We start from the raw sequence: 15978 nt of genomic DNA on the forward strand, positions 1-15978 counted from the left end.
TACCTGTAGTTCTTGATTGTGGCACTTTATAAATATTTTACTTGGATTCCTTTTAGCCGACCACACCTCAAGCTGCATGTTCCTGTTTTTTTCGAATGCGCGGAATAGCCAGCAACACCAGTACGCCCACCACCAGCACACCTATACCTACCAGGGCTCCCAAGCCGGTATACATCAGGCTCGAGTAAAACAGGTATGCGCTGGTGAAACAGAAGATGAGTGGCAAAATCGGGTAGAGAGGCACTTTAAACGGTCTGGGGCGATCCGGCTCTTTGCGTCTCAGCACAAACAGGGCTATACCTACCAGCAACAGAAAGAACCAGAAAACCGGCGCCGTGTACTCCACCATCGTCTCAAACCCATTGCGCGTAACAAGGGCAAGTCCGATCAGGGCCAGGGCAATCACTCCCTGCACCACGTAGGCATTCACCGGGGAGGAGGCCCGGCTGTTCCACTGCCCCAGGTAATTGAATACCGGGAAGTCGCGGCCGAGGGCGTAGTTGGTGCGGGCGCCAGTCAGGATAGTGGCATTGGCCGAGGTGAGGGCAGCAAGCACCACAATCACGCCGATCAGTACCATGCCTGCATCGCCAATCGCTAGCTGAGCCAGGTCAGCGGCTATCGCGTTGGAGGCGGCCATGCCCTCCAGCCCCAGCACATGCAGGTATGCCAGGTTGATGAGGAGGTAGATCAGGGTAATAACGGCGATGCTGGCGATCAGAGCAGTGGCCATGCCCCGGGGGCCGCTTTTGAGTTCGGCAGAGATGTAGGCCGCCTCATTCCAGCCACCAAAAGTGAGCAACACAAAGACCATAGCCAGCCCCATGGAGGTTTCGTTAGGCTCCCCGGCACTGCCAAACGCTGCTGTTTCGGGTGGCGTGAACAGGAAAGCGGCTCCCAACACGATCAGTATTCCCAGTACCTCCAGCACAAGAAGAAAACGCTGCACACCTGTCCCGACACTAACCCCGACAATGTTGATGACCGTGAGCAGCACGACGACCAATGCGGCATAGATGACCGAAGAAAGCTCCCCGAAACTGTAAAGCTGGGACATGTAGTCGCCGATGATAAAGGAGAGAAGCGCGATGGAACCTGTCTGGATAACGCTCATACGTGCCCAGGCAAACAGAAAAGCCAACCGCTTGCCGAAGGCCCTGGTCAGGAAATGATAGTCGCCGCCGGCATGCGGGAAAGTTGTAGTGAGTTCTGCGTAGCACAGCGCCCCGATCAAGGAAACCAATCCGCCCATTACCCAGGTCAATAAGAAAAGGGATCCGCTCTCCACGTTGGCGGCTACCAGCGAAGGCGTCCGGAAAATGCCGGCCCCTACTACCACCCCCACAATCACGGCTATGGCATCGAACATGCTGAGAGCGGGTCTGGGCTCTGCTTTCGGTTTTTCATCAGACAAAGCAGCAGTTTCGGTACTGGCCAGGGTTGTGCCGGCCTCCAGGTAGTCTTCGTTCAGGTTAGGCATAGGTTTGCAGCTAGGTATAGGCTTTATCTTCTCCGAAACACTGTTTACGGACAGTCGCTGGATTTAAGTTATAAACCATGCGCTTTTTTAAGGAGTATGCGCTATAAGAACCATGCTTGAGCAGCTGCCTGTCAGGTATAGCTCTCGGGATAGGTGCAGGCTTACTTATTAAAATCAGACACTATGAACACAAACCCCTCTTTCAGCCAACCCAGTCGTGCGATAATCGGTAAAGTAAGTGGTAACACTACAAAACTTATGGGAAAAGCCCTCGGTACCTTTCTGATTGCCATCGTCTCTGCCGCACTTGCCATTGTCGGTTACAAGTTCTTCGAAGGAGACCAGGCTCCAAACGGAAATTTCAACAACAGCAGCCCGGCCGCTATACCTGTGGTATCGTCGGTGGGCAACCCCGATTTTGTGGCCGCATCAGCCAACGTGACACCTGCCGTGGTGCACATCCAAACGGTATACTCATCCGGCCAATCAAGCCGTAACCCGATCTATGAGCTCTTTGGCTTGCCGCAGCAGTCAACGCCGGCGCGCGGCTCAGGCTCGGGTGTGCTCATCTCCAAAGACGGTTATATCGTCACCAACAACCACGTCATCGACCGCGCTTCAGGTGTGGAGGTGGTGCTACCCGACCGCCGCACGTTTGAGGCGAAACTGATCGGCACGGACCCCAGCACGGACCTGGCCCTGCTCAAGGTGGAAGCCAGCAACCTGCCGGTGGTGCCGCTTGGCGATTCTGACAAGGTGCAGGTAGGGGAGTGGGTACTGGCCGTAGGCTATCCGCTCTCGCTTAATTCGACGGTGACGGCTGGCATTGTCAGTGCCAAAGGCAGGAGCATCGGCATCCTCAACAGACCCGGGCAGGGCGGCTATGTAGACCCGGCGCAAGTGGCCAACACCGCCATCGAATCGTTTATACAAACCGACGCGGCCATTAACCCCGGCAACTCGGGTGGGGCTCTTGTAAACACGTCTGGCCAGCTCATCGGCATCAACACGGCCATTGCTTCGCAAACGGGCAGCTATTCAGGCTACGGCTTTGCTATACCTGTCAACCTTATGCAAAAGGTAGTGGGCGATCTTCGGGAGTATGGTAAAGTGCGCCGTGGCTTTTTGGGTGTGAACTTCCCGGTTCCTGCCGTAGAAGACCAGATGCTGCGCTCGCGCGGCATTGATCCGGGTAAAGTGAGCGGCGTGTACATCATGGGGGTGCAGCCCGGAAGCGGCGCTGAAAAAGCGGGTTTGAAAGAAGGCGACATCATTCAGGGGATAGACGGTATAGACGTGAATTCCTCAGCGGAGCTCTCCGAGCGTATTGCCCGCCATTACCCCGGCGACAAAGTGGAACTGGCCCTGCTCCGCGATGGCAAACAGCGCAAAGCCACCGTTACGCTGCAGGGAGAGGATGAAGAGAGCGCCACCGACATCGCTGCGAAAGGCCTGGAAGCCCGCTTAGGGGCTAATTTCGCGCCGCTCACCGACCGCATGAAACAGCAGTACCGCCTGAGCGAAGGGGTTTACGTGACGAAAGTGGAACCGGGCGGCTTCTTCGACTCGGCAGGTATACCGGTAGGCACGGTTGTGGCGCGTGTCAATGGTCGCGCTGTCAACAGCCTGGCTGACATCAGTAAGTCGTTGGCGGCCTCACGTAGCGGCATGGTGCGCCTGGATGGCATCACGCCAGACGGAACGGCCTTTGTGTTCAACTTCCCGCTGGGAGCCTAAAGCGCAAATGACAAATACGAACAAGCTACACATCGGCACTTCCGGCTGGAGCTACCGCTGGCGGGAAGTGCTGTATCCCCCCGAACTCAAATCGGCAGATTTTCTGAGCCACTACGCCACGCGCTTTAACTGCACAGAGATCAACAGCAGCTTTTACCATTTCACTATGGCCAAAACCATCGAGAAGTGGCTGGCCCAGACACCTGCGCATTTCATGTTTGCGCCCAAGCTGCACCAGGAGATCACGCACAAGCGCAAGTTTCAGGAGATAGAGGAGCCTTTGCAGAAGTTTATGTCGCGCTACCAACTGATGGGTAATCGGCTGGGGCCTGTCCTGGTGCAGATTGCGGGCAGTTTCCGTTTCGACAATGGTATAGCAGGCGATTTTTATCATACCTTGCGCGAGCTATACCCGGAGCAGCCCTTCGCGCTGGAGGCCAGGCACGTGTCGTGGTTCACGGATGAGAGCTTTGAGCTGATGCGCGATTTCAAAATCACCAGCGTTATCGCCAATGCAGGCAAGCGCTTTCCGGGTACTGAAGTGACAACCACCGACATTGCTTACCTGCGCCTGCACGGCGATGAGCGGTTGTACTCCTCTTCCTACTCCGACGAAAAGCTGGAACGCTACGCCTACATGGTAAAGGATTGGCTCGAAGACGGAAAGGAGGTATGGGTGTTCCTCAACAACACCATCCTGGGCAATGCTGTGCTCAACGCCGACAGATTACGTCAGTTTGTGACAGAGCTTTAATTTTTTCAGCTTCACGTTTTCGGTAAGCGTTTAAACATCAAACACTTGCGCTTGTTCTTAAGTCATTGAGAATGTAGCGACTAAAAATATATAGTGTTTTCAAAACATTTCGGAGAGATTTGGGTAATACCTGCGATGTAATTTAGACCTTCAGCCATGCGCTTCTTTTTATTCCTCTTCGTTTTCTTACCTGCACTCAGCTTTGCACAAACGGGTGTGATAACGGGTACCGTGCGCGATGCCAATACCAAAGAAGCCCTGATCGGGGTTTCGGTGCAGGTGGTGGGAGCCCAATTGGGTACCGTCACCAACGAAAACGGCACTTACCGGATCGACAACATTCCGCTGGGCAGCTATACCTTGCAGAGTTCGTACATTGGCTACCAGCAGCTGAGCAAATTCAACGTGAACGTGACCTCGGGCAATGCCCAGATCATCAACTTCGAGTTGGTGCCGGCATCGAGCCAGCTGGGGGAGGTGGAAGTGGTAGCCCGGCGCCGGCAGAGCGCAGCCATTGCCGACATCGTGACGCCGCTGTCGGTGCAGAGCCTGAGCACCGAGGAGATCCGCAGCAACCCGGGGGGTAATTTCGACATCTCAAAAGTGGTGCAGGTGCTGCCGGGCGTTGCAACCAACGGTGCAAACGGTGGCGGACGCAACGACCTCATCATACGTGGCGGTGCTCCGAACGAAAACGTGTACTACCTCGATGGCATCGAGATTCCGCTCATCAACCACTTCACTACGCAGGGTAGCGCCGGTGGCGCCACGGGTATTATTAACGTGTCCTTTATTGAGGACCTGAAAGTGAGTTCTTCGGCTTTCGACGCACGGTACGACAATGCATTGGCCTCGGTATTCGAATTCCGGCAACGCTATGGCAACCCGGAGCGCTTCTCGGGCAACGTGCGCCTGAGCGGCTCGGAGTTCGCAACTACCCTGGAAGGCCCGCTTTCACCTAAAACCACCTACCTGGTGTCAGCTCGCCGCAGCTACCTGCAGTTCCTATTCAAACTTATTGACTTACCGATCCGGCCTAACTACTGGGATTTTCAATACAAAGTAGACCACAAGATCGACAGCAAAACCTCGCTTTCCTTTATCGGGGTGGGGGCCATTGACGAATTTGCCTTTGGGGTGCCGCGCAAAAGCACGCCCGAAAGCGAGTACATTCTACGCTCTATACCTTCCAACAACCAATGGAATTACACGACTGGCGTTGCCCTGAAGCGACTCGTGAACGATGGCTACGTGAACCTGGCCTTGAGCCGAAACGCATTCAACATCGACCTGGAGAAATCGGAGGCTGCGCAGGAGGGAGACGCCTCGCAACTTACGCTCAAGTCCACGTCACGTGAAACGGAGAACAAGCTGCGGCTTGATGTGAACAAGTACAAGAACGGCTTCAAGTACGCCTATGGCGTATCGGGACAGTACGTGCAGTTCACCAACGACATTTTCAGCCTGATTCGAAACGAAGTGCGCGACGAAAGCGGCAACCTGGTGCAGCCTGCCGTAACGGTAGACTACGACACTAACCTCGACTTTTTCCGATATGGCGCCTTTGGGCAGGTGTCGCGCTCGGTGCTCAATAACCGGCTGGGACTGTCATTCGGTCTGCGCTCCGATATGAACTCCTTTACCGACGAGGGTCGCAACCCACTGAAAACGCTTTCGCCACGCCTCTCGGCCTCATACCTGCTCACCGACAAGTGGACGATCAACGGCTCGTGGGGCACTTATTATAAACTGCCTACCTATACCGTGCTGGGCTACCAAGAAAACAATCGCTACCTCAATCGCTCTGCCGATTACATCCGGTCGATCCACTATGTGCTGGGCACCGAGTTTCTGCCGCGCGAAGACTTGCGCTTTACTGTAGAGGTTTTTTACAAAGATTACGGCAACTACCCGGTATCGCTGCGTGACGGGATCTCGCTGGCTAACCAGGGCGGTGATTTTGGCTCGATTGGCAACGAGGCTGTTAGTACCAATGGTAAAGGAAGGGCCTACGGTGCGGAGTTTTATGTGCAGAAGAAACTGACGGGCACGGTGTTCGGGGTGCTTTCCTATACCTATGTGATCAGTGAGTTCGCCGGTACCGACGGCCGCTACGTGTCCAGCGCCTGGGACTACCGCCACCTGGCCTCCGGCTTGCTGGGCAAAAAGTTGCCGCGCAACTGGGAGTTTGGTGCCAAGTACCGCTATGCCGGCGGCGCACCCACCACACCTTTCGACCTGGAGGCTTCTCGGCGCAACTATGCCTCGCTGGGTGTAGGTATACTTGACTATACCCGCCTCAACACCGATCGCCTGCGGCCGTTTAGTCAATTGGACGTGCGCATCGACAAAAAGTGGAACTTCAACCGCATCACCCTCGACCTGTTCCTGGACATTGCCAACGTACTGGCCAGCAACACACCGGGCTACGACCGCTATACCTTCCAGCGCAATGAGGACAATACCGGCTTTGCCACTACCGACAGCAACCCGCTGCGCCTCGACGGAAGCAACGCCATACCTGTCATCCTTAAAAACGACGACGGCAACCTGGTGCCGACACTCGGGTTTATTGTGGAATTCTAGGTGCCGGAATCTGGCTGTCTGTGCGCTTTATCTCTAATTTTCGTACCTTTGAGTAGTAGGTTGCAACATTAGACGAAGAACCAACATGAGCCAGAAAAAATCCGCTTTGTACAGCATTTTCTTCAACCGGTGCCCACGCTGCCGCGAAGGTAAGATGTTTAAGAGTGGCCTTTATACCACCAAATTTGCCGATATGCATGAAAACTGCCCCTGCTGCGGGCAGGAGTTTGAGCCTGAGCCGGGCTTTTACTATGGGGCCATGTACGTGAGCTTTGCCTTCAACGTGGCAATATTCATTGTGTCGCTTTTTGTGCTGTACCAGTTCGTAGAGGAGATCACGATGGGCATGATGATTGGTGTGGTGGCAGCTGTGGTGGTCGGTTTGTTGCCTGTCATCTTCAGGTGGTCGCGCTCACTTTACATCCACATCTTTGTGCGCTACGAAGGCCCTTGCAGCCAGATACCCAAGAAAATGCATACCTAAGCCGTGGGCTTGGCAGCAGTCAGTTTAAGCTAAATTGCCTTTACCTGTAACAAGCGCGGGCGCCCTGGTTTATGCCGGGGCGCCCGCGCTTGTTACAGGTATAGGCAATTTAGTTCACCGTAAAGCCCTGCATGGTATAAAGTATGCCCAGACCCAGCGACTGGTTATACTGCACGTCGCTGTCCTGGTCGTAGTCGTAGATAAAGTTGGCCATGATATTGACATTAATGTAGCGATTCACCTTAGCCGTGAGCGTTGAGTTGAACATGTGGTCGATGCGCTTTCCGGAGAGCTCTTTGTAATTGATGTAGGACATGTAGTTCAGCCTCAGGTTGACATTGGTGAAGATGTCGCGGTTGTAGGTGGCCTGCACCATGGCGGCGAACCATTCCGTCCGCACGCTTTTGCCCTCTGGTACGCCATAGCGCTCATTGGCTGCCACGGCGTCATCGGTCAGAAACGTAAAGCGGGGTGCAAAAGGGCTGAGGCGAAGTGAGAAATAAGGGTTGGGCTTGTACTCGGCCCCCAGCGCAAAGGTCAGAAAACCTGGTGAAAGGAAATTGGAGATCAGGCGGTCGTTTCCGTCTGCATCTATGTCATACTCATAGCCTTTGGTGAACTGCGAAAGAAAGTTGGCCGACACAAAGGTGTTCCAGTCAGTTGAGATCGCGTAGCCGTACTTGGAGTCCAGAAAAATGCGGTCGATGCTTTTGCGGCGTTCTTCGCCTTTGTTCTTAAGCAAACCGTATTGCAACTGCACGGCGTTGTCCCAGGAGATTTTGCCCAGTTTATAGTCAGCCCGCCCATCCACGTGTGCGTTAAAGGCGATAGAGCTGATGCCCCCGGCCTTCCAGTTGTCGCTGAAGGCCGCCTGGTTAAGGTTGATGCCGGCTGCAAACGTTCTGCGCCAGGTAGTGTCGGGCTCTACTTGTGCCGTGGCGGAGGTTACGGTAAAGAAGACGAACAGGAGGAAAAGTAGAAGTTTGTGCATATGCGTAGGTTGCTTGGTTGAAAATTCAGGTATAGCGGCCCAGAGCAGCAGAAGATAGTACTGCTGCATCAGGTTCACTATATAGCGCTTACGCAATAGAGTTTGAATAGGTATAGCTTTGGGATAATTAATGAGATTGCTGCTTGCAAACAGGAGCTTATGAAGAGTTCAGCGAGGTTGATCACTTTTGTCCTTGCCTGGTGAATGGCACAAACACCACGGGCATCAGGTTGCGGGTAACAGCTTTTCCGCGTTTCTTTTCAATCAGCTTGAGGGTTTGCGTCCTGTGCACCGGCCCGACAGGTATAACCATACGACCACCTTCCCTGAGTTGCGCAAACAGGGGAGGTGGCACAGACTCAGCTCCGGCCGTCACGACAATGGCATCGAAAGGCGCATGCTCTTCCCAACCGGCATAGCCATCGCCAATTTTCACCTCCACATTATCGTAACCCAATTGCTTAAGTCGCGCTGCAGCCGCTTTGCCGTGCTCCGGAATGATCTCGATGGTGTATACCTGCTTCACGATCTCTGCCAGAACAGCCGCCTGGTAGCCCGACCCGGTACCTATTTCCAGCACTTTCATGGTCGGTGAGGGCTTGATCACCTCCGTCATGTAGGCCACCATATAGGGCTGGGAAATAGTTTGGCTTTGCCCGATGGGCAAGGCGCCGTCAGAGTAGGCTTCGGCGGCGATGGAGGCAGGGACGAAAAGGTGTCGTTTTACGTTGCGCATGGCATGCAGCACAGCTGGGTCACTCACGCCACGGGCCTTAATTTGCCTGGCTACCATCTCTTCGCGCTGTGCTTTGTAGCTGTCTTCCTGCACAGCGGTGGCCAGCAGTAACCATGATAGCAATATGTAAACTGGTAGCCACATCACACCCTGACGTTTAAAAACAGCTCTAATTATGTATACTGCCGCCTGTAGAGAATGTTATGGGAAGTTTGCGGTTTATGTGTGGTCATTACACTCTGAGGCATTGGCTTAAAATAACGGGGAAATACAAATTTCTTTAGGTAGAGTTGCTGGTAAAACCGATCACATCTTTTATATTTAAAGCTCATTTCTCTTGTTGGTATTTTTCAGGTATGGCTTTTAGTATCATTCAATCGTTCTTAATCCGAGGTGTAGCGGCGTGCGCCTTGTTCATGTCTTTCAGTGCTTGCTCCGGCTTTAAAAAGGAAGAGCTTATTGTGGAGGAGGACTGCGAATTGCATGTGGAGGCGCCTGAAACCTTTACGCCCACTGTCGCTACCAAACTCGGCCGTCAGGTTGATTCCATTTTCACGCAGTTGCACAAAAGAAAGGGCTTCAACGGCACGGTTCTCGTCACCAAGTATGACCAGATCATTTACCGCGGCGCTTTCGGTTATGCCGATTTCAAGACAAAAGACACCCTGAGCACGCAGACCGTCTTTCAGTTGGCTTCCGTGTCGAAGCAGTTCACTGCAGTCGCTATCATGATGCTGAAGGAACAGGGCAAACTCAACTACGACGACAGCCTGCAGGTGTACCTCCCTGATTTTCCTTACAAAGGCATTACCATCAAGCAGCTGCTCACACACCGCTCCGGCCTGCCCAACTATACCTATTTCAGTGACGAACTGTGGCCCGACCGTAAAGTGGATCTCAGCAACGATGATGTGCTGAGCATGATGGCTGTGCACAAACCCAATATCTACTATCAGCCGGACCGAACCTTTAGCTACAGTAACACAGGCTATGCGCTGCTGGCCTCCGTTGTGGAAAAAGCTTCTGGTCAGCCATTTGCCGAGTTTATGCGCGAGCACATTTTCGAGCCGCTCAAAATGAACAGCACCTATACCTTCAATCACGAGCTGGTAGCTCAGACTGGCAAGGTGGCATCGGGACACATAGGCGGTCGCCGCAAACGTCTGCCTGATTACCAGGATACGGTACTGGGCGATAAGGGCATGTACTCTACTGTAGAAGACCTATACAAGTGGGACCAGGCGCTCTATACCCAAAAACTGGTAAAACGCGAAACGTTGGAAGAGGCTTTCTCGCCTACGGGTAAGGTAAACAGAAGGGATGAGTCCTATGGGTATGGCTGGCGCATCAAGCAGGTCGAGAGTGGCGATACCGTGGTTTACCATGGTGGGCTGTGGCACGGCTTTAACACCTACTTCCTCCGTAACCCCAATGACCACAGCGCCATCATCGTGCTCAGTAACCTGACCAACGGCAGCCTGAACTACATGAAGGATGTTCGCAATTTTTTATACCCTGTTCGTTCCAAAAATACCCCAAGATCAGCGCAAGTGGCAAGCGTAAACTAATCTTTTCCGTTTATCGGACTTCCCGAAAGCCGATTGGTCGGAGAAGTTAAGTCTATCGGTAATCCGCAGGATCGACAACTTAGGCTGTCGCAGTTGTAAACGCGCCTCGCGGTTGAGCATCTTGCCTTAGTGGTACTGGCAGGTTGAGGTGAGTTCGTATGCTATAAGTATTCGCACTATGCTAAACTCCACTTATCGATGGAGGGCTTGTTTATCGATAGTGCGATCGGAGTATCTCAAGTTATCATGATAAGTATACCTGTGTAGGTAGAAATGCACCCTTTTCATGAAAGGTAAAGCAATAGTACCCTTGCACAGCACCACATGCTTTTTGAAAAGTGAAATTTTAGCTTCATTCGACATTTACATCCAATATCTGCTTAAATTAGAGCGAAGTCGGTTTCAAGAGATATTTTAATACAAAATCAATACTGCTAATGAGTACCAGATCGAGCGACCAACAAAAGAAGCAGCGCCAGAAAGAATTCAAAGAACGCAAAGAACACGAGGAACAGCTTAAAGCTGCGGCAAGGAAAGCTAAGCGCGCCACCTCTGGAAAAGATGGAGAAACCAAGCCAGATGGTGTTGATTGATTATATTCTATGCCCCTAGAGTACCGATCCTAGATTGGGGATTTCTTTACAGTTTTAAGTAAAATAAAAAGCCGCTCCAGGATTAGCTGAAGCGGCTTTTGTAGTCCGTAGGGGAATCGAACCCCTGTTGCCAGAATGAAAATCTGGAGTCCTAACCCCTAGACGAACGGACCGTGCTACTGTATTGCGGGTGCAAATATACGAGCCGATCTCATAGATGCAAAATATTTTTTTATAAAATAGCGATCTTTCTTTCCCAGTAACAACAATTTTCTGACCACTTCCTTATACCTGATTAATACTTAGGGTACTAGGTTGAGCGGATAGAAATTGTAAACTTCATCTTATCTTGCGCCGTTATATCTTCATCAGTAAAAAAATAAACACTATGTCAAAAAGAGCATTCTACACAGGCGTGACGCCGGAAGCATACAACGAACTGAAAAGCAAGCTGCAGACCTACGGCATGAATTTGCAGGGCGATAGCGGGCGCATTAGCGAGAAGGGCGTCAATGCGAATTTCAACTATGACCCTGCTGCAAAATCGCTCGAGATCAGCGACCTATCAGTAGGCTTTCCGGCCAGCATGATGATCAACGCCGACAGCCTGCTGCAGCGCATGAACGAGATGATCACCAAATACGGTGGCCGCGCTGAGGTATAGCCCATATCCTGACGCAGATAATGCCGTATAAGAAAACCACTTGAACTAATTACCTAAACGAAACAAAACTATGGAAAACGATAACAAGAGCAACCAGAAGGCCAGCAACGGCACACAAAGCCAGGGCAAGAAGGAACCAAGCGCTCTCAAGCTTCTGCAGCCGCACGACATGTCGAAGACCGTGGAGTCGGCGATGCACGTATTTCAGGGGAAACATGACAAACTGCCTGAGCTCCTGCACGATGTAGGCAAACTGGTCCTACAGGGCGCACGCCGCATGAGCACGACGCAGCTTATCCTGACAGCCGGCGCGGTAACGCTTGGTGCCGTATTGGTGGCTAAATATGTGGCTGAACAGGACTTTGATTTCGAGGCTTAGTCTCACACTCATAAAAACTAAGACCCTTCGCCTGTTGGTGAAGGGTTTTTTTGTGCCTGCACATTTCTGGTACGGCCTTTGTAATAGGACCCTATATAGCAACTGGCTATATTTACCAGATTATTTCAACCTTTTTTAACAAAACTATGAAGAAAGTATCCTTAGTTGCCCTACTGTTCATGCTGGCAACTGTATTCCCCGCATTGGCGCAGCAGCAGGTTTTGCCGCCCCTGATTAGTGTAAACGGAATAGGGGAGGTGAAGCTCGAACCAAATGAAGTAGTTATTACCCTGGGTGTGGAAAACCGGGAGAAGACCCTGGATCAGGCCAGAAAGCAAACCGACAAGCAAGCCGCCGCTATTATCGCCTATCTGCGCAAGCAGGGTGTAGACGCTAAAGACATCCAGACCTCTTTTGTGAACCTGCAGCCTATATACGCGGGAACAGAGTATGGCAAAGCACAGCCGGAGTTTTACCTCGCCCAGAAAACCATGACGATCGTGATCAAAAAGATCAACAAGTTCGACGAACTCCTGTCTGGGTTGTATGACAATGGTGTGAACCGCATTGATAACATCTATTTCAGGGTGTCGGACATGGAGAAGCACCGCGCTGAGGCCCGTAAGAAAGCCATAGCCGATGCCAAGCAGAAAGCCAACGCGCTCACTTCCGAGCTGGGTGCTAAGGTTGGCAAGGTATACTCTATCAGCGAGTATACCTCTAACGGTTCTCCGCGCGTAGGCTATGCAAAAGTGTCGATGGACATGGAAATGGCGCAGAGTGGCGGACCTTCCATTGCCGGCGGCGAAGTAACTGTAACTTCTACTGTCAACGTAAGCTTTGTGATTGAGCAATAGGTGCAACAGGTATACCGCATTAAAAAAGAGCTCCCTGGCTACAGCCGGGGAGCTCTTTTGTTTTGTTGGCCAGAATAAAAGGAGCTGCTTACTGTTGCTTCTGGTAACGTTCCATTGGTTGGAAGTTGTTGTAGTCGTCGAGCAGAAAGCTGATTGGTTTGCCGGGAACCGCCAGGATCTCATGCTCGCGGATATCCCAGGGTTTAAGCATTTCCTCCAGCATGTGCGCATAAGCAGTCATCTCCCAGGGGTTGAAGATCTCGTTCGTCACATCATCTATGATCGTGTCGAGGGTAATATGGCTGTCTCCGGGCTTTAGCGGGCGCTCGAAATACTCTGGTATCACATTAAAAATATAAGCCGCATAAAAAACACGCGCCTTGAACTCCGCTACCTGTATAGGGTGCAGTTGCTGCCCTTGCGTGAGACGGTAAAGCTTGCCCAGCGCCTTGCCGATGATGCCGTTGTCGAGCAGGGTGCATGCGAGCACTACCGGACCCAGTTTAATGCTAAAAGCCATGGTAGTAAGTTCGTCCTGGTATTCGAAAGGCAGATCGTCTTCCGTCGGATTCACTTCCAGGATAAAAAGCGAGCAAGGTAGAAAATCGGAAAACTCCATAGGCACCCGCATGGATTGCAGCACTTTAAAGAACTCACGGAATTTGCCCAACATTTTCGGATTTTCGCTCACCGGGTTCTGCGGCATGATCAGTGGGTCGGCCTCCTTGATAAGTTCGGTGATCAGGGTGCCGTAGTACATTTTGCCGATCCACTGAAACAGCTTTTTGGGATCCATTGCCTGAAAGCCCGCTATACCTTGCTCAGCCGCCTTCGCTATTTCATGTTCGAGCGGAATGACGTGCTGGGTATGGCAGTGGTCGCAGCAAGGGATGGTCAGTTCGGCGTATGTTGTAATGCTCTTATCGAGCAGCAGCAGTTCTTTGTCCCGCAGTTGGTATTTGTCCTGCAACCAGGTCGCGAACACCGGTGTTCGATTTTCAGGTTCAGTATGTGCCCCGCACAGAAAGCAGTGCTTGTCGCTGAACTGCATGTTCGGAAACGGGTCATATAGTTTCAATTCCGTCATGGTCGTGTTGTTTGGAGGTGCAAAGATACGAAGAAGTGCTTGCCGGAGTCAGGATTTTCAGGATTAAAGAGGCCCTCTACCCATGTATTGACAGGTTTCTCTTATAAGTCAGAAGAGGTTGTGTAGGTATAACTTGTCAGAATCAGGATTTTCAGGATTAAAGAATTGACAGGATTCTCGTGCACGATTGACATCCCCCTGCCCCCAAGGGGGACTTTCTGCTATTGCCATTCGACAGGTATATTGTCCGAAATAACCTGCTCTGAGCCTTTGAGTAGAACGCTATACCTTGCCAGATCATCAGCTATACCTTATACCTGGGCCGGAGGCCCCACGGAACCAGACACGAGCGTGGACGTTCGCGCCATTCGGCAAATACTTTGGTGAGAAAAAATATATAAAGAAAAGCCGATCGCTATACCTGCCCGAACTAACAACTAAAAAGAAGAGATGATCTAACAAAAGAGAAGTGAGAAAGAAAAGTTTAACAGCAAGCCTGTAAGCCGGGTTCTGTCGCTACGCCCGAAAGCGCGCGTCTTATCATTTATCTAGGCCTGCACTCACGCACAGGCTCCATCGACCTACCCACTGACATCGGACGAGCAGCCCTTAGCCCCGCCGAAGCGAGGCGCTGTCAGCCTATTTGGTCTTTCAACTCCTAAGGTTTACCCAGCCGGACTGGTCACCCAGCCGCTGGTGCGCTCTTACCGCACCTTTTCACCCTTACCCTTTTTCAGTGATCAGTTAGCAGTAAACAGTCACCAGAAAACTGATTACTGTTTATTGTTCCCTGTTTACTGTAAAGGGCGGTACTTTTCTGTGGCACTGGCTGTAGCCTTCCCGTCTCCCGAAAGGCCCCTTCCCGTTAGGAAGTAGGATGCTCTGTGTTGCCCGGACTTTCCTCCCCTCCAAACGGAGCGGCGATAAGACGGCTTGCTGTTAAGCTTTCTATACCTGCAAAGGTACGAAACAGTATACAGTTAGCAGTTATCAGTAAACAAGAATCCCTTATAAATAATTCTGGTCTCCAATTCACTGATAACTAAGTATTGTTAACTGTCATATTGTTATCTGAGCCTCACCAAGGTCGCGCCGTAGCCAAACTTTTCTTTTTTGGCGTCTTCGTAATGGCGAATGTTGGGGGTTCTGCTCAGGATCTTCTGAATTTCCTTGCGCAGCACGCCGTTGCCGGTGCCGTGGATGAACACGATCTCGTGCATGTTGGCGGCCATGGCGCGGTCCAGCGCATCCTGAAAGCGGTCGAGCTGTAGCTTGAGCATGGCGCTGTTACTCATGCCGCTGTAGTCTTCCACCAGTTTGTCGATGTGCAGGTCCACTTCGTGCTCGGGTGCCTGCACCTTGGCTTGCTCCTGGGCAGCGGGCTTTTCAGAGAGTTGCTCCTTTATCTTGTCTGTGTCAACTGCCACCGGTTTGGTGTCGAGCTGGAACAGGTAAGCCTCTTTGTTAAGCACCGGCGCGGTCTTCTTGCTCTTGTAGAAAGAGTTGGCCCGGAACTGCACTTTCTTGGTGACAGGCTCGAACAGACTCGGACTGCCATTGCGGTGCTGCAGAAACTGCACGATCAGCGTTGGCCACTTCTCAAAGTCCTTCATATGGTAATGGCTCACGATACGGCTTGCCTTCGGAGCCAGCTTGTCGTTCTGCAAGCCCCGGTACTGGTTGTTACGCTCTTCGCCACAAGTAAACAGCACGTCGTAATCGGTGTTGTTCACTACCGTAGCAGCCAGCAGCTCGTCTGACTGGTGCACCATGGCCAGATAAATGCCTTTTTCGGCCAGCACAGGCGCGGGCGGTTCTTTGCGGGCCGCTGGTTTTGCGTAGGCTTCAGGCTCAGTATTGCGGAAAGCCTTTGCCTCTTCCGGCGCGATCAAAACGATCTCACGACGAGAAACAGGTATGGTGAAGTCATTGTCAATGGCGACTTCCACGATGTTATTATCTAGTATGCGGGTGATAATGCCCTCTTCACGGCCCGACATCAGGCGTACGCGATCTCCTACGTTCATAGTCCAATGTTTAAGGACAAAGTATAAGGTTGCTG

14 protein-coding genes, 1 tRNA gene and 1 other RNA gene are annotated in these 15978 nt (G+C 52.0%); 9 read left to right on the top strand and 7 right to left on the bottom strand.

The annotated features are described in order from the left end of the window. Positions 1 to 67 precede the first annotated feature (67 nt). Complete coding sequence (locus tag BD749_RS17395; protein ID WP_101446864.1) at positions 68 to 1480, bottom strand: APC family permease; 1413 nt, start codon at positions 1478 to 1480, stop codon at positions 68 to 70. Between the two features lie 258 nt (positions 1481 to 1738). Between BD749_RS17395 and BD749_RS17400 the strand changes: the two genes are divergently transcribed. The 4 genes from BD749_RS17400 to BD749_RS17415 all read left to right on the top strand — a co-directional run bounded on the left by BD749_RS17400 (position 1739) and on the right by BD749_RS17415 (position 7041). Next, positions 1739 to 3217 carry a trypsin-like peptidase domain-containing protein gene (locus tag BD749_RS17400; protein ID WP_101446866.1) on the top strand — a complete coding sequence of 493 codons (1479 nt, stop codon included), beginning with the start codon at positions 1739 to 1741 and terminating at the stop codon, positions 3215 to 3217. Positions 3218 to 3224: 7 nt separating this feature from the next. Continuing rightward, a complete protein-coding gene (locus BD749_RS17405) occupies positions 3225 to 3971 on the top strand; it encodes a DUF72 domain-containing protein (protein WP_180336451.1) in 747 nt (248 codons plus the stop codon). A 156-nt stretch (positions 3972 to 4127) separates the two neighbouring features. Next, on the top strand, positions 4128 to 6557 hold the full coding sequence (locus tag BD749_RS17410) for a TonB-dependent receptor (protein ID WP_101446870.1): 2430 nt from the start codon (positions 4128 to 4130) through the stop codon (positions 6555 to 6557). Positions 6558 to 6642: 85 nt separating this feature from the next. After that, entirely contained in the window at positions 6643 to 7041 is a 399-nt protein-coding gene (locus BD749_RS17415) for a DUF983 domain-containing protein (protein WP_101446872.1), read from the top strand. A gap of 109 nt (positions 7042 to 7150) precedes the next feature. Here BD749_RS17415 and BD749_RS17420 read toward each other — a convergent pair whose 3' ends face one another. Together BD749_RS17420 and BD749_RS17425 are read right to left on the bottom strand one after the other, a co-directional pair. Continuing rightward, positions 7151 to 8128: a DUF3078 domain-containing protein gene (locus BD749_RS17420; RefSeq protein ID WP_245869400.1), complete on the bottom strand. Its 978-nt coding sequence runs from the start codon at positions 8126 to 8128 to the stop codon at positions 7151 to 7153. An 85-nt stretch (positions 8129 to 8213) separates the two neighbouring features. Then, positions 8214 to 8891, bottom strand: coding sequence for a protein-L-isoaspartate(D-aspartate) O-methyltransferase (locus BD749_RS17425; RefSeq protein WP_245869403.1), 678 nt, complete (start codon positions 8889 to 8891; stop codon positions 8214 to 8216). A 293-nt stretch (positions 8892 to 9184) separates the two neighbouring features. Here BD749_RS17425 and BD749_RS17430 point away from each other — a divergent pair, with 293 nt between their 5' ends. Then, positions 9185 to 10336 (top strand): serine hydrolase domain-containing protein, encoded by a 1152-nt coding sequence (locus BD749_RS17430; protein WP_101446876.1) that lies wholly within the window; start codon positions 9185 to 9187, stop codon positions 10334 to 10336. Positions 10337 to 10773: 437 nt separating this feature from the next. Further along, entirely contained in the window at positions 10774 to 10929 is a 156-nt protein-coding gene (locus BD749_RS19500) for a hypothetical protein (RefSeq protein ID WP_180336452.1), read from the top strand. Between the two features lie 101 nt (positions 10930 to 11030). Here BD749_RS19500 and BD749_RS17435 read toward each other — a convergent pair. Further along, a tRNA-Glu gene (locus BD749_RS17435) sits at positions 11031 to 11102 on the bottom strand. Between the two features lie 215 nt (positions 11103 to 11317). On the opposite strand from BD749_RS17435, the gene BD749_RS17440 reads away from it, so the two are divergent. The 3 genes from BD749_RS17440 to BD749_RS17450 all read left to right on the top strand — a co-directional run bounded on the left by BD749_RS17440 (position 11318) and on the right by BD749_RS17450 (position 12829). Further along, a complete protein-coding gene (locus tag BD749_RS17440; RefSeq protein ID WP_101446878.1) occupies positions 11318 to 11593 on the top strand; it encodes a hypothetical protein in 276 nt (91 codons plus the stop codon). 70 nt (positions 11594 to 11663) lie between these two features. Continuing rightward, positions 11664 to 11972: a hypothetical protein gene (locus tag BD749_RS17445; RefSeq protein ID WP_101446880.1), complete on the top strand. Its 309-nt coding sequence runs from the start codon at positions 11664 to 11666 to the stop codon at positions 11970 to 11972. 146 nt (positions 11973 to 12118) lie between these two features. After that, the gene (locus BD749_RS17450) at positions 12119 to 12829 is read left to right on the top strand and encodes an SIMPL domain-containing protein (protein ID WP_101447094.1); all 711 of its coding nucleotides are present in this window, start codon (positions 12119 to 12121) and stop codon (positions 12827 to 12829) included. Between the two features lie 88 nt (positions 12830 to 12917). Here BD749_RS17450 and BD749_RS17455 read toward each other — a convergent pair whose 3' ends face one another. The 3 genes from BD749_RS17455 to BD749_RS17465 all read right to left on the bottom strand — a co-directional run bounded on the left by BD749_RS17455 (position 12918) and on the right by BD749_RS17465 (position 15943). Beyond that, positions 12918 to 13916, bottom strand: a complete 999-nt coding sequence (locus BD749_RS17455; protein ID WP_245869405.1) for a hypothetical protein — start codon at positions 13914 to 13916, stop codon at positions 12918 to 12920. A gap of 483 nt (positions 13917 to 14399) precedes the next feature. Beyond that, positions 14400 to 14856: RNase P RNA component class A (rnpB, locus tag BD749_RS17460), an RNA gene on the bottom strand. A 127-nt stretch (positions 14857 to 14983) separates the two neighbouring features. After that, on the bottom strand, positions 14984 to 15943 hold the full coding sequence (locus BD749_RS17465) for a Smr/MutS family protein (RefSeq protein ID WP_101446882.1): 960 nt from the start codon (positions 15941 to 15943) through the stop codon (positions 14984 to 14986). Positions 15944 to 15978 lie beyond the last annotated feature (35 nt).

The sequence above is a fragment of the Pontibacter ramchanderi genome (assembly GCF_002846395.1).
Classification (GTDB): Bacteria; Bacteroidota; Bacteroidia; order Cytophagales; family Hymenobacteraceae; genus Pontibacter; species Pontibacter ramchanderi.

Excerpts from the sequence above, each read along its gene's own strand:
- BD749_RS17395 (WP_101446864.1), bottom strand. The coding sequence starts at position 1,480 with ATGCCTAACCTGAACGAAGACTACCTGGAGGCCGGCACAACCCTGGCC.
- BD749_RS17400 (WP_101446866.1), top strand. The coding sequence starts at position 1,739 with ATGGGAAAAGCCCTCGGTACCTTTCTGATTGCCATCGTCTCTGCCGCA.
- BD749_RS17405 (WP_180336451.1), top strand. The coding sequence starts at position 3,225 with ATGACAAATACGAACAAGCTACACATCGGCACTTCCGGCTGGAGCTAC.
- BD749_RS17410 (WP_101446870.1), top strand. The coding sequence starts at position 4,128 with ATGCGCTTCTTTTTATTCCTCTTCGTTTTCTTACCTGCACTCAGCTTT.
- BD749_RS17415 (WP_101446872.1), top strand. The coding sequence starts at position 6,643 with ATGAGCCAGAAAAAATCCGCTTTGTACAGCATTTTCTTCAACCGGTGC.
- BD749_RS17430 (WP_101446876.1), top strand. The coding sequence starts at position 9,185 with ATGTCTTTCAGTGCTTGCTCCGGCTTTAAAAAGGAAGAGCTTATTGTG.
- BD749_RS19500 (WP_180336452.1), top strand. The coding sequence starts at position 10,774 with ATGAGTACCAGATCGAGCGACCAACAAAAGAAGCAGCGCCAGAAAGAA.
- BD749_RS17440 (WP_101446878.1), top strand. The coding sequence starts at position 11,318 with ATGTCAAAAAGAGCATTCTACACAGGCGTGACGCCGGAAGCATACAAC.
- BD749_RS17445 (WP_101446880.1), top strand. The coding sequence starts at position 11,664 with ATGGAAAACGATAACAAGAGCAACCAGAAGGCCAGCAACGGCACACAA.
- BD749_RS17450 (WP_101447094.1), top strand. The coding sequence starts at position 12,119 with ATGAAGAAAGTATCCTTAGTTGCCCTACTGTTCATGCTGGCAACTGTA.
- BD749_RS17455 (WP_245869405.1), bottom strand. The coding sequence starts at position 13,916 with ATGACGGAATTGAAACTATATGACCCGTTTCCGAACATGCAGTTCAGC.
- BD749_RS17465 (WP_101446882.1), bottom strand. The coding sequence starts at position 15,943 with ATGAACGTAGGAGATCGCGTACGCCTGATGTCGGGCCGTGAAGAGGGC.